The following is a 12,929-nucleotide window of genomic DNA, read 5'->3' as shown; positions in this document are numbered from 1 at the left end:
AGCCGAAAACTGAGCCGAAGAATCCCCTTCAGCCCATGCTTTTCCGTGGCTTTTTTGCCTGGTATGGCGACCTTTCATCCGGCCCCGAAACAGCGGCCGGATCGCTTCAGCTCCAGCCGCCGCCATAGGTCCTATAAAAGATGTGCATGCCTATGCGTCCGACCTTCACCATTTCGGCCGCCCATTTCGGCCGGACATAGACGGCATGATAGTGCGTGGCCGAGCCGACTTCCGGCAGCCAGATCTTACCGGCAGTGACGGCCATGGCCACCTGACGGGCAATGCGCCAGTGTTCCTGTGAATTGACCTTCTCCTTGACGTTGTCGCAGGCAAAGGAGAACTGACAGGCATTGTGCCAGTCTTCATTCTGGTAGACGACACCGCAGATGGTCTTCGGATAGGCGGGATTGCGGACCCGGTTGAGAATGACCTGAGCCACTGCCGCCTGCCCCTTCACCGACTCTCCGCGCGCCTCGAAATAGATGCCGGTGGCAAGGCACTGCTGTTCATCCGAAGAAAAGACCGAAGGCGGAAGAACATTGGCGGCCCAGGCATGATCCTTCGGGCCGATCTGCGGCACGAAGCGGCCTTCGCCATCCTGATCCTTGGCAAGAATGGAATCAAAGGGCGAAACGCGGGCATAATCGGGCGCCGGCGAAGCATAGGCTGCGGCGAGAACATCGGCATCGGGGTTGGTCACGAGGCTCGCAAGATAGGACGGCACGCCATCGTCCGGTTTCGGCGGCTGCTTCTTGTAAAAGGCGGTGGCAATCTGGATTTCCTTGCCGCCGAGCTTGGGCTTCAGGAATGCCGTACGCTCGCCGGTATCGGATTCCGGCCGGAACAGCATGCTGTCACGCTGCAACACGGAGCCTGCGGAGAAATCCTTCGGCGGAAGCATCGGCGCGACGGCCACCACGCGACCCTTCTTGTCCTGCCGGTTGACACGGTCCTCATCCGGGCGCGGATCACTGCCCTTCTGTTCGGACTGGAACGCCACACGGCGTCCGTCCGGCAAGACCAACCCGCCATCACCGATCGCCGCCGACGCCTTGGCGTCGCCGAATGCCAGTTCCGCCTGATGGGTGGAACCGGCCGGCGAGTTTGTCATCACCATGCGCCAGTTGGCCCCTTCCCTGTCGATCCCCGCAAGCAGGCCGGCAAGATCGCCATAAGCGGCGGCCGACGGGAAGATCAGCCAGGCGCAGAGCCCGAAGACGGCTGGAGAAGTCCAGTTTTGCGGCAGAAACCGCAATTTTCGACTGACATGATGCGAACGAGACAACACCGGACTCCAAACGGCACTCGAAACCAGGAGCCGGAATAATCTCTCATTAACCTTGATGGATGGTTAATTCGGGCGGGAATGTATCCCGAACGTGGCGAGCCGAAAGCGATGCGTCGGGAATCTACGGGAAGACCGCAGGCATTTGAGCCTCTGAAGGGGGGCCGATGTGCTCGGCCTCCATATATCTGCGCGCCAGCAAGACCGCTATGTACGTCCAACCGATAGCCTGGAAAGCGTTGGCTACCAAAGCCAGCAGAATGGCAGCGATATTCAGATGACCATCCGTGATCAGTTCCACGCTGCCGAAGGACACCTCAAGTATCAACGCTATGATCGTGGCAACGAGAGGAACGGCTAGACCCAAGAACACCAGAAGCACCGTCGAAGGGAAGCGCGCCACCCCTCTTCGCAGCGCATCCCCCATCGTCGCGTTCGCGCCGTGAATATTTGCCGGCAGCCATGTTCCGAGGAGTGAAAGAACAATGGCAAACGCCACCAGATATGCAAGCGTTACCCAAATTATGATGTGAGCTTTACTCGCGCCATCCCCGCGCAAAAGGAAAAATATGGCGGGAATAATCAGTATAAACGCCAGTAGGACGAGGACAAAGCTTCTGAACATATATCCACCAAGCGGAAGCTTTCTGCCTCGCGCCGCGGCCGTGAAATTCTGATTCCGCAAAACGGAATTCTGCACATTCATCACTAATAGAGCCGATAGAAAGAAGACCGCGCCCGTTGAAGCAGATTTCTTGGAGTACTCGTCGAGAATGGCCATGCCGACCGCACAAATCACAAACACCGCGTAAAAAACCAGGTTGTTACGCGCGATAGATAAGGCCTGCTTGAGCATCCGCAATCCCCCCGAAAGTAAAGAGCCGTTTCCCTTTTAAATTGAATATTACTATGCGCTACTTGCGCAATGAAAAAATCGGCAGGCCCGGCGGATATCCCCCGGGCCTGCCGACAAACAACGAAAGCGGCTGCTTCAGATGATGACGTGCGAGCCCAGTTCCACCACGCGGTTGGCCGGCAGTCGGAAGTAGTCGGACGGATCGGTCGCGGCGTTGGCGAGCGCGATATAGAGCCGGTCCTGCCAATGCGGCATCCCCGACTTGGCGTCCGGCACCAGCTTGCGGCGGCCGAGATAGAAGGAGGTCGACATGATGTCGAACTTCAGGCCCGTCTTGCGCAATGTCGCCAGGGCTTGCGAGACGTTCTGCGATTCCATGAAGCCGAAGCGCAGCTCGACGCGCGAGAAGCGCTCGGAAACCTTTTCGACCGAATAGCGGTCTTCCTGGGCGACGCGTGGCTTGTTGACGGTGCGGATCGTCAGGATGACGTTCTTGTCGTGCAGGACGTGATTGTGCTTCAGATTGTGCAGCAGCGCGGCGGGCGCGGATTCCGGATCGCTCGTCAGGAAGATCGCCGTGCCTGGCACATGCGCGGGCGAGTGATCGCTCTTGCGCTCGATCGAGCTGACGAAGGACGACAGCGGAATATCCGTGTGCCGCGTCTTCTCCATTAGGATCGCGGTGCCGCGCCGCCAGGTCCACATGATGACGGTGAAGGCCGTCGCGATCATGACGGGGACATAGCCGCCGTCGTGGATCTTCAGCAGGTTGGCGCCAAGGAAGACGAATTCCAGCATCAGCAGCGGCGCCAGCACCGCAACCGCCATCGGCAGCGTCCAGTTCCAGCGGACGCGGACGAATTCGAACGCCATGATCGAGGTCACGACCATCGCGCCGGTCACGGAAATACCATAGGCCGTCGCCAGGGCATCCGAGGTCTTGAAAGCCAGCACGAGGAAGATGACGCCGAAGAAGAGGACCGTGTTGACGGACGGCAGGAAGATCTGACCGGTATTGGTTTCCGAGGTGAACAGGATTTCCATGCGCGGCAGGAAGCCCAGATGGATGGCCTGGCGCGTGAGCGAGAAAGCACCCGTTATGACAGCCTGGCTGGCGATGATCGTCGCCATCGTGGCGAGAATGACCACCGGCAGGATCGCCCAGTGCGGAAACATCAGGAAGAAGGGGTCGGACATGGCCATGGGCTCGCGCAGCACCAGCGCACCCTGGCCGAAATAGTTCAACGCCAGTGACGGGAACACCAATACGAACCAGGCCCATTGAATGGGACGGCGGCCGAAATGGCCAAGGTCGGCATACAGCGCTTCCGCACCCGTCACCGTCAGGAACACGGCACCGAGAACGACGACGCCGAGGAAGCCCTCGCGCACGAGGAAGCTCACCGCATACCAGGGATTGAGCGCGGCCAGAATGCTGAAATCATCGGAAATGTGCATGATGCCGGCAAGGCCCATGACGATGAACCAGATTGCCGTGATCGGGCCGAAGAAGCGGGCGACCGCGCCGGTGCCATGCGACTGGATGGCGAAAAGCAGGGCCATGATCGCGACCGATATGGGCACGATATAGTCCGACAATGTCGGCGTCACGAGTTTCAGGCCTTCCACGGCGGACAGGACCGAAAGCGCCGGCGTGATCATCGCGTCGCCGAGGAAGAGCGCAGCACCCAGCAAGCCCAGCAGCATCAGGACGGCCGTGTGGCCGTTTGCCGTCTTCATCAGCAGCGCCAGCAGCGACAGGGTGCCGCCTTCGCCGTCATTGTCCGCGCGCAGCAGAAAAAGGACATATTTGATGGTGACGATGATCGTCAGTGTCCAGAACATCAGCGAGACGACGCTGATGACTTCGCCGCGCGTCAGACCGTCGGCGGCCACCGGCTTCAGTGCCTCGCGGAAGGCATAGAGCGGGCTCGTGCCGATATCGCCGTAGACTACACCGATCGAACCGAGGGCGAGGTAAGCGAGCTTACGAGCGTTCATTTTCCCGTCGGGAGAATGATGGGTTTCGTTAGACATTCAGGATCACTAGACTCTCAGAGCCAGCCTTTCCAGCGAAAAAAGAAAAACGGAACGATGGCGGAAACCACCATCAACAACAGCGATGTCGGGTAGCCGTAGGCAAAATGCAGCTCGGGCATATGCTCGAAATTCATGCCGTATACGGACGCCACGAGCGTCGGCGGCAGGAACACCACGGAAGCGATCGAGAAGATCTTGATGATGGCGTTCTGCTCTATATTGATCAGCCCGAGCGATGCATCGAGCAGGAAGGTGATGTTTCCTGCGACGAACGACGCATGCTCCGACAGGGATTGCACATCCCGCGCAACGTTGCGGCACAGGTCCTTGGCCTCATGGTCCTGGTGCATGGCGGGGATGGTATGAAGGAAGGTCAGCAAGCGGGACAGGGAGCTCAGGCTGTCGCGCACCTTGCTCAGCGTGCGGTGATAGCCTGCGATGTCCTTGAGCTTTTCTTCCAGATAGTTTGCCGGCCGGCGGATCTTCTTCACACGATCGCCAAACACATGCACCGACAATATATCGATACCGGCGACCGTCTGTTCAAGCACCTCCGCGGTACGATCGACGATCGTTTCGAGAAGCTTGGCAAGGAGCGAGACGCCGGTGCGCCGCTCCTGCGGGATGCGCTGCAAGGCCGCGATGAACAGCGCGAAGGATTTCGGCTGCGCGTAGCGGATGGTGACCAGCCGATCTCCCGTCAGGATGAAGGCGACATCGGTGAGCATCGGCAGATTGGTGTCGGCCTTCCACAACAAGGAAGCGGTCAGAAAAACGGAGCCGTTTTCGATATAGAGCCGGCTCGACGGTTCTATATCCTTCATGTCTTCGCGTGTCGGCACTTCGAGCCCTAGCAGGCGCTCGATGGCGGCTTCTTCCTCGCGCGAGGGATCGACCATGTCGATCCATACGGCATTCTCAGGCAGCCGATCTGCAGCCGAAAGATCGGGAAGCTCAAGCGGCTTCGAGTCTGAGCAATAGGCAGTTATCAACTGCTTGCTCCTGCAGCGACGGAAACGAAACCGGAGCCAAGGCGCGTTGCGCGCACTCGCCGCGATCTCACCAATGGCCAATGAAAAAAGTTCATAAAACCCCGGTCGTATCCCGCCGGTCCGGCCGGGAATCCGTGTTCACGTTCCATTGCGCTGCTGTACCAATCCTTCGTCCGTCCCGGCGAAACCGCCTGCTCGGACGAAATAAAACCACCGTTCGGCGGAGAGTGGTCATCGGAAACGACCGACCAGTTCCACGCAGGCGGCGCATATGCAGCAAAGCTCGCAAAGAATCAAGTCACAACCTCTTCATTGCGCGCTTTCACCGCAGTTTGGCTAATCTTGCGAAGTCATAGCACAGGATGCCGACAAGACAATCCGTCACTATACCGAAAGCAGATATGTGTTCGTGAATTATTCAAACACGATCGACGGCGCGGCGCGCTGCGGGGAGCTTGCCACCTGCTTCCAGACATTGGCCGCGATCTCGCGATATATGCCGGCAACGACCCCGTTCGGCTCGGCGGCGACCAGCGGCGTGCCGGCATCGGAGGTCTCACGGATGCCCATGGTCAACGGCACCTCGCCCAGGAACGGCACGCCGATGCGCTCGGCTTCCTTGCGGGCGCCGCCATGGCCGAAAATGTCGTAGCGCGCGCCGGTATCGGGAGCGATGAAATAGCTCATATTCTCGACGATGCCGAGGACGGGAACCTCGACCTTGCGGAACATGTTCAGCCCCTTGCGCGCATCGATCAGTGCCAGATCCTGCGGCGTCGACACGATGACGGCGCCGGCGAGCGGCACCTGCTGCGCCATGGTGAGCTGCACGTCGCCGGTGCCGGGCGGCATGTCCACCACCAGCACGTCGAGCTCGCCCCAGGCGACCTCGCGCAGCATCTGCAGCAGCGCGGATTGCACCATCGGCCCACGCCAGATCATCGCGGTCTCTTCCTCGACAAGGAAGCCCATCGACATGACCTTGAGGCCATAATTCTCCATGGGGTTGATGATGCGGCCGTCGATCTGGGTCGGACGACCGGAAATCTTCAGCAGACGCGGCATCGAGGGACCATAGATATCGGCGTCCAGAATGCCGACGCGCAGGCCGTTGGCAAGCAGCCCCAGAGCCAGGTTGACCGCAGTCGTCGATTTGCCGACGCCGCCCTTGCCGGAGGCGACGGCGATGATGGACTTGACGCCGGGAACGCCGGCCTTGGCAGGACGAGGCGGCTGTTGCGGCGCGGGCGCGTGAGAATGGGAATGGCCATGCGGGGCGGCTTGCGGCGGCGTCGGCCGAGCCGTCGGAGCGCCGGCCTTCTTGTCCGCCGTCAGCGCGACCAGAGCGCCCTTGACGCCGGGCATTTCCTTGATGACCCGCTCGGCCGCAAGCCGCATCGGCTCGAGATCCTTCGCGCGCTCGGCGGGAACCGTGATGGAGAAATAGACCTTGCCGTCCGAAATGAAGACGTCCGACACCATGCCGAGCTCGACAATATTGTGCTCCAGGTCCGGGCCGCGAACCGTCTTCAACGTTTCCAGCACCTGTTCCTTGGTGATGTCTGCCATTCCACCCTCACTGCACGGTCTTGATCGAGAGCGCGGCCTTGGCGGGCGCTTCCCGAAATCATTCTGGCTTAGATAGTGGAGCGGCAGGACTTCGCCAAACGAAATTCGGAACGCCGTCGATAAAAAACGTCTTCGTTGCGGCCGGCAGGTCCGCCGGGTCCATCTATGACCCTACCAGCCGCAACGCTCTCCCAATCGGGGAAGACGTTTTCGCGGGCCGACATAGAGCACCCATCGGAAAGGAATAGGGCAACGGGACGAAAATCGTCCCATCCGCGCATCCGAACTTAGTAAGCGTGTTAAATAAGCAACAACCGCCGCCGACGCCTTCGCCTGGAGAAGCTGTGGCGTGGCATCGGCGGCGGTTGTTCGATCCGCGCTCGTTTCATCGGCGCTGTTATCAAAGTCCCCTCTGGACCTCTGCCAATTAACAAGCAGGAAGCGTGCCAGTTTTCAGGAACTCAAAAATATCGCGACAAATCAATGACCTGACGAATAAGCTCTTGCGGATGATGGATGAGTGCTGAAGCGCGCGTCATCAATTCCGTTCGCAACGCACAAAATCCGTTCACAAGCTGCCTAAATCTCGATCATCGCCATGCGGCCGAAGAATGGCTGCGGCCGGGATGCCGAGACGGCTGCACCGGGCCGCCCAAATTCATTACTTGATCAGTCCGACCCGCAGAGCCTTGGCAACGGCCTGCGTGCGGTTGACGGTATCGAGCTTCTTGGTGGCACGGTTGAGATAGTGATTGACGGTGTGCTCCGAAAGCGCAAGGATTTCAGCTATTTCCGCGCTGGTCTTTCCGGCTGCCGTCCAGTTCAGGCAATCGATTTCCCTGTCGGTGAGAGCATCGACGACGCGCACATCCAGGTTGCGGATTTCGGCGAGCCGGTCGAAAACGTGAATGGCGACGTAGAAGAGGTCCTTGATCTCTTCGGCCGAAAACAGATCGCGGTCGCCAGCCATGGAAACTGCGCCACGAAGACCGGAAGCGTCATGAGTGGGCAAATAGACGAAACGCGACATGCGAAAACGCTCGAACAAGGCGACCGCAAGCTGTGACTTGCCCTCCTCGCGATTCGCGCTCGCCGCGACCTCGTGGATAAAGGGCAAGGTGGAGCGACGCAAACGCTGCAGGACAGGGCTGGTCGGCAGCAAGCATTCCTGATCGTAGATGGAGAGCAACTCCGCCGGCCAGTTGTTGATCACCGAATTGCTCTGCAATTCAGAGGAGGTTATCGGCGGCAATTTGAGCACCATGAAAGCGCGGCAGCGGTAGGCCTCCGTCAGCCCCTTCATGAACCGGAACACATCGAACTGCGTCTTAAGCCTGCCGATTTCCTCGATAAAATCCTCGCCGCGAGGGGGCGTCCCCGCCTGTACGAATGCCGCCATTATCAGTCTTCTTTATGTAAAAGAGGGAAAAAATCTGAAACTTCCGTCTCCTGTCCCTCGCGATTATCGTAGCAGCACCGATATCAGGCGCCGGCTAAAATATAAGTTTTCCAAAACCGTGAATGGATCAATGACCATTACTATGATGTCGTCTCATCACCTTGCCAAATCCTCCACATTTCCAGCAATCACCTGAGGATAATGGCAGCTCTTACGCATATCTCAACAGTAAAATTCCAGATAAACGGGCAATTTGGCTAAGATCCGGCGCCAGCAGCATTAAATCGGCGGCCTTTAGACAGCCGTAGCGCGAAATTTGCGGAACTAACGCTTGGGGCCCATGCGGTTTCGCATGTCCATCATGATCGAATCAGCCGCGGCCACCGCCAAAGGCGCCCATGCCTGCAACTTCTGCGATGTGACCCGGTAAGCCGGCCCGGTCACGGAGACCCCGGCCAGCATGTGACGATCGTCGGAGCGGATCGGGGCGGCAACGCAACATATGCCGCTTTCATGCTCCTCCAGATCGAACGCGTAGCCACGCGCCCGGATCTCGGAAATATTCGACAGCAGCGCGGAGGCGTCGCCAAGCGTGTGCTCGGTATAGGCTCGAAATTCGAGGCCGGCGATCCTTGCGGCAAGTTCGGCATCATCGAGCGACGAGAGGGCCGCCTTGCCGACGCCCGTGCAATAGGCCGGAGAGGCATTGCCGATCTGTGAATACATGCGCACGGACTGCCGGCCCTCCACCTTGTCGAGATAGATGACCTCCACGCCGCGCAAGACGCCGAGATGCACGGTCTCGCCGGTCACTTCCTGCAAGCGGTGCAGATGCGGTTCGGCGATGGCGCGGAACTCGTTGCGCGCCCAGCTGCGCGAGGCGAGCGTCAACAGCCTGAGACCGATGAGATAACGCCCATCGCGATCGACCTCGAGGAGCCCTTCCTCGACGAGGTGCGACAGTTGCCGGTGCAGCGTGCCGCGCGGCTGATCGGACAGCGACAGAATGTCCGTGAAGCGCATGGGGCCATCGGCAAGCGCGACGACATCGAGCAGGGAGACGAGCTTGCCGAGCGTTCCGGTTTCCCGGTCGCGACGACCGTTCGCGTTTGCACCTTCCGAATTCAGGTCCGCATCCCTTCATTTATCGCTGGCGGCGTTGCCGCATCCTTGACACGATGAAAGTGTAATCCGATAATTCCACATAGTCAAATTTTGTTCCAAATAATGGAACTATTGACCTATCCCGGAGGAAAGATCTTGGCTGAGATGCAAGCGCAGTTTCCCGATCTGAAAGACCGCACCGTCCTGATTACCGGCGGAGGCTCCGGCATCGGTGCGAGCCTCGTGGAAGGCTTTGCGAAACAGGGCGCGAAGGTCGCCTTCATCGATATTGCCGAGGAACCCAGCAAGGCGCTCGCCGCGCGGCTTTCGGCGCAATCGGCCCATCCGGTCGCCTTCTACCATGCCGACCTGCGCGATGTCCGCGACATAAAGAGCACGGTCGCGGCCGTCGAATCCGATCTCGGCGCAATCCGGGTGCTCGTCAACAACGCCGCCTGGGACGACCGGCACGACATCGACACCATGACCGAGGAATATTGGGACAACAGCCAGGCGATCAACCTGAAACAGGTCTTCTTCGTATCGCAGGCGGCAGCGCCCGGCATGCGCGGCGCGGGCGGCGGCGCGATCATCAACTTCTCCTCGATCGCCTTCAAGATGAACCCGCCACAGCTTTCCTCCTATGCCGCCGCCAAGTCCGGCATCATCGGACTGACCAAGAGCTTTGCCGGACGCCTCGGCCCCGAGAATGTCCGTGTCAACGCGGTTCTGCCGGGCATGATCGTGACCCAGCGGCAGCTGGACCTGTGGCTGACCGAGGACGGCATGGCCAGAACAGTCGATCGGCAGTGCCTGAAGCGCGTGCTGAGCGCCGACGATCTGGTCGGGCCGGTGCTTTTCCTGGCGTCCGACTGCTCGGGCGCCATGACCGGACAAGCCATCACCGTCGATGGCGGCATTTTCTAACGCAAAATTTGGAGCATTTCTCATGACGAAGCCCGCATATGTCGCGGTGGACTGGGGCACCAGCAGTTTCCGCTTGTGGCTGATCGGCGAAGACGGCAGCATTCTGGCGGAGCGCCGCAGCGGCGAAGGCATGACTACGGCGGCCCAGGCCGGTTTCGACACGGTTCTGCAGGCACATCTGGATTCCGTCTCCGCGCCCGATGCCATCCCCGTCATCGTCTGCGGCATGGCCGGAGCGCGCCAGGGATGGGTGGAAGCCGGATATATCGATACGCCGGCCTCGCTTTCCGCCATCCTGACCGGCGCCGTCTCCGTCCCCGGACAGCCGCGTGACATCCGCATCCTGCCGGGACTGGCGCAACGAAGCCAGGAAGTGCCCGACGTCATGCGCGGCGAGGAGACGCAGCTGCTCGGCGCGATCCCCGCCGACGCCAAGGGCGAGCAGCTCGTGTGCATGCCGGGAACGCATTCGAAATGGGTGCGGGTGCTCGACGGCCAGGTGACGGGCTTCTCGACCTACATGACCGGCGAGCTTTTCGATGTCATTACCAAGCACAGCATCCTGTCGCACGCCGTTGCCGGCGCCGCCGACCTGCCCGCCGATACCAGGACATTCGAAACTGCGCTGAAGGCGGCATCGGACAAGCCGGCGCTTGCCACCAACCTGCTGTTCACGGCCCGCTCCGGCCAGCTTCTGAACGGGCTGACGGCCGCCGGCGCGCAGGCGCTGATATCGGGTACGCTGATCGGCACGGAAATCGCCGGCGCACTGGCTTCGGCCGGGAAGAATGCGGCCATCACGCTTGTCGCCTCCGGCCGCCTCCAGGCTCTCTACGAGGACGCGTTCCGCGCCCTGTCTCTCACCTACAACACCATTGACGCCGATGCCGCCGTCCGTCGCGGGCTTTCCGCCGCGGCCGAGGCGATCTGGTTCACCAAGGAAAGCTAAAGCAGATGACGACCCGCACCCCCTTCCCGCCAATGAAGCGCCCGCTCATCGCCATTCTTCGCGGCATCAAGCCGGAGGAAACGGCTGATATCGTCAGCGCGCTGATCGAGACCGGCTTCAGCGCCATCGAAATCCCGCTGAATTCTCCCGAGCCTTTCCGCTCCATTGAAATCGCCGCCAAGCTGGCGCCCGCCGATTGCCTGATCGGCGCCGGCACCGTGCTGACGGTCGAAGACGTCGACAGGCTGGACGGCGCCGGCGGCAAGCTGCTGGTGACGCCGAATGTCGAGCCTGCGGTCATCAGCCGCGCCCGCGACAAGGGCATGGTGACGATGCCGGGCGTCTTTACCGCCACGGAGGCGCTTCAGGCAGCGCGCGCCGGCGCCACCGGGCTCAAATTCTTTCCCGCCGGCGTGCTCGGCGCATCCGGCATCACCGCCATTCGCGCGATCCTTCCGCCGGAGCTCGTCATTGCCGCGGTTGGCGGCGTTTCGGACAAGAATTTCGCCGATTACACCAAGGCCGGGATCCTGGCTTTCGGCCTCGGCACCAGTCTTTACAAGCCGGGAATGACGGCCGCAGAGGTTGCCGAACGCGCCAAGGCCACCATTTATGCCTATGATGCAGCCATAGGAGCCTGATCTATGACCGATATTCATGATTTTCAGGGCAATATTCTCTGCAACACCTCCTCCGTCCTGGGAGAGGGCCCGACCTACGATCCGGATACGGACACCGTCTGGTGGTTCAACATCCTCGGCAAGGAACTGCACGAACTGCATCTTCCCACAGGCAAGAAGCAGGTTCACGAGCTGCCGATGATGGCAAGCGTGCTGGCCCGCGTCGACGCGGAGCGGCAGATGATCGCCACCGAGCAGGGCCTGTTCCTGCGCGACGTCGCCACCGGCGAGCTGAGCTTTTATGCGGCGATCGAAGCCGACAAGCCCGAGAACCGTTCCAACGACGGGCGCACGCACATATCCGGATCGCTCTGGATCGGCACCATGGGCAAACGCGCCGAAATGCAGGCGGGCGCCATCTATCATGTCGCCGGCGGCAAGGTCACCAAGATCTTCGACCAGATCAGCATTCCCAATTCCATCTGCTTTTCGCCGGACGGCACCATCGGCTACTTCACCGATACCCGCGTCAGCCAGCTCATGCGCGTGCTCGTCGATCCCGAGACAGGACTTCCGACGGGCGAGCCGATCGTCATGGTCGACAGCATGGAAGATCCGGGCGGTCTCGACGGATCGGTCTGCGATGCCGACGGCTATATCTGGAATGCGCGCTGGGGATCCGGCTTCGTCGACAAGTACAGCCCGGACGGGCTGCGCATCGAGCGCTACCGCGTGCCGGCCATGCAGCCCTCCTGCCCCGCCTTCATCGGCAAGAATGCTGACCGGCTTGCCGTGACCACGGCCTGGGAAGGGCTGGACGACGAGGCGCGCTCCATGCAGCCGCAGGCTGGCGCGCTTCTGGAGCTCGGCCCCACGGTCAGAGGCGTTTTCGATCCTCCCTACAAGCTTTGATTGAAGCTTTTGCCGCCAGCACTGGCGGCTTTTCTCGACGATCAACGCGGCTTCAGCCTCAAAATTCTTCGGAAGAACCTGGCCTCCGCGTTGGTCCATGCCCAGCATCCGGGCAATCCCACGGTTGTTTTTTGAATCAATAGTCTTTTGTTATTAAACGATAATTTTTCCAATCCCTGCACGACCGCATCGACATTCCGCAACTTTTGACGGAACTAAAACCAGCCTGAGCCATTTGCCTTTAAGACCGGTACGACAACGGCCGGTCCTTAAAAA

11 protein-coding genes are annotated in these 12,929 nt (G+C 60.4%); 4 read left to right on the top strand and 7 right to left on the bottom strand.

Annotated features, from left to right (window positions below; all coding sequences use genetic code 11):
* Positions 1 to 106: 106 nt before the first annotated feature.
* From ACQZ6J_RS09810 to ACQZ6J_RS09780, 7 genes are all read right to left on the bottom strand, one after another.
* Positions 107 to 1,285 (bottom strand): cell wall hydrolase, encoded by a 1,179-nt coding sequence (locus tag ACQZ6J_RS09810; RefSeq protein ID WP_449083663.1) that lies wholly within the window; start codon positions 1,283 to 1,285, stop codon positions 107 to 109.
* A gap of 124 nt (positions 1,286 to 1,409) precedes the next feature.
* Positions 1,410 to 2,141 carry a hypothetical protein gene (locus tag ACQZ6J_RS09805; protein WP_449083661.1) on the bottom strand — a complete coding sequence of 244 codons (732 nt, stop codon included), beginning with the start codon at positions 2,139 to 2,141 and terminating at the stop codon, positions 1,410 to 1,412.
* Positions 2,142 to 2,276: 135 nt separating this feature from the next.
* Complete coding sequence (locus tag ACQZ6J_RS09800) at positions 2,277 to 4,142, bottom strand: potassium transporter Kup (protein WP_432444346.1); 1,866 nt, start codon at positions 4,140 to 4,142, stop codon at positions 2,277 to 2,279.
* Between the two features lie 53 nt (positions 4,143 to 4,195).
* On the bottom strand, positions 4,196 to 5,173 hold the full coding sequence (locus ACQZ6J_RS09795; protein ID WP_163984554.1) for a magnesium transporter CorA family protein: 978 nt from the start codon (positions 5,171 to 5,173) through the stop codon (positions 4,196 to 4,198).
* A gap of 414 nt (positions 5,174 to 5,587) precedes the next feature.
* Positions 5,588 to 6,742 carry an iron-sulfur cluster carrier protein ApbC gene (gene apbC / locus ACQZ6J_RS09790; RefSeq protein WP_449083658.1) on the bottom strand — a complete coding sequence of 385 codons (1,155 nt, stop codon included), beginning with the start codon at positions 6,740 to 6,742 and terminating at the stop codon, positions 5,588 to 5,590.
* Positions 6,743 to 7,403: 661 nt separating this feature from the next.
* Positions 7,404 to 8,141, bottom strand: a complete 738-nt coding sequence (locus tag ACQZ6J_RS09785; RefSeq protein WP_449083656.1) for a helix-turn-helix transcriptional regulator — start codon at positions 8,139 to 8,141, stop codon at positions 7,404 to 7,406.
* A 324-nt stretch (positions 8,142 to 8,465) separates the two neighbouring features.
* Positions 8,466 to 9,269, bottom strand: coding sequence for an IclR family transcriptional regulator (locus ACQZ6J_RS09780; protein WP_449084161.1), 804 nt, complete (start codon positions 9,267 to 9,269; stop codon positions 8,466 to 8,468).
* A gap of 141 nt (positions 9,270 to 9,410) precedes the next feature.
* Here ACQZ6J_RS09780 and ACQZ6J_RS09775 point away from each other — a divergent pair, with 141 nt between their 5' ends.
* Genes ACQZ6J_RS09775 through ACQZ6J_RS09760 form a run of 4 tightly spaced genes read left to right on the top strand, consistent with a single transcriptional unit; the run spans position 9,411 to position 12,653 of the window.
* The gene (locus tag ACQZ6J_RS09775) at positions 9,411 to 10,172 is read left to right on the top strand and encodes an SDR family NAD(P)-dependent oxidoreductase (RefSeq protein WP_449084160.1); all 762 of its coding nucleotides are present in this window, start codon (positions 9,411 to 9,413) and stop codon (positions 10,170 to 10,172) included.
* Positions 10,173 to 10,194: 22 nt separating this feature from the next.
* Entirely contained in the window at positions 10,195 to 11,121 is a 927-nt protein-coding gene (locus ACQZ6J_RS09770) for a 2-dehydro-3-deoxygalactonokinase (RefSeq protein ID WP_449083654.1), read from the top strand.
* A gap of 5 nt (positions 11,122 to 11,126) precedes the next feature.
* Positions 11,127 to 11,762 carry a 2-dehydro-3-deoxy-6-phosphogalactonate aldolase gene (locus tag ACQZ6J_RS09765; RefSeq protein ID WP_449083652.1) on the top strand — a complete coding sequence of 212 codons (636 nt, stop codon included), beginning with the start codon at positions 11,127 to 11,129 and terminating at the stop codon, positions 11,760 to 11,762.
* 3 nt (positions 11,763 to 11,765) lie between these two features.
* Positions 11,766 to 12,653 carry an SMP-30/gluconolactonase/LRE family protein gene (locus ACQZ6J_RS09760; RefSeq protein ID WP_449083650.1) on the top strand — a complete coding sequence of 296 codons (888 nt, stop codon included), beginning with the start codon at positions 11,766 to 11,768 and terminating at the stop codon, positions 12,651 to 12,653.
* The last annotated feature ends 276 nt before the right edge of the window (positions 12,654 to 12,929 follow it).

The sequence above is a fragment of the Rhizobium sp. A37_96 genome, from assembly GCF_053521765.1.
Note: the sequence above shows the minus strand (reverse complement) of the source record. Positions and strands in the feature narration are given on the sequence as shown.

What these genes read in the sequence shown, in the direction of transcription:
- ACQZ6J_RS09805 (WP_449083661.1), bottom strand. Translation starts at nt 2,141, where the DNA reads ATGCTCAAGCAGGCCTTATCTATCGCGCGTAACAACCTGGTTTTTTAC.
- ACQZ6J_RS09800 (WP_432444346.1), bottom strand. Translation starts at nt 4,142, where the DNA reads ATGAACGCTCGTAAGCTCGCTTACCTCGCCCTCGGTTCGATCGGTGTA.
- apbC (WP_449083658.1), bottom strand. Translation starts at nt 6,742, where the DNA reads ATGGCAGACATCACCAAGGAACAGGTGCTGGAAACGTTGAAGACGGTT.
- ACQZ6J_RS09785 (WP_449083656.1), bottom strand. Translation starts at nt 8,141, where the DNA reads ATGGCGGCATTCGTACAGGCGGGGACGCCCCCTCGCGGCGAGGATTTT.
- ACQZ6J_RS09775 (WP_449084160.1), top strand. Translation starts at nt 9,411, where the DNA reads ATGCAAGCGCAGTTTCCCGATCTGAAAGACCGCACCGTCCTGATTACC.
- ACQZ6J_RS09770 (WP_449083654.1), top strand. Translation starts at nt 10,195, where the DNA reads ATGACGAAGCCCGCATATGTCGCGGTGGACTGGGGCACCAGCAGTTTC.
- ACQZ6J_RS09765 (WP_449083652.1), top strand. Translation starts at nt 11,127, where the DNA reads ATGACGACCCGCACCCCCTTCCCGCCAATGAAGCGCCCGCTCATCGCC.
- ACQZ6J_RS09760 (WP_449083650.1), top strand. Translation starts at nt 11,766, where the DNA reads ATGACCGATATTCATGATTTTCAGGGCAATATTCTCTGCAACACCTCC.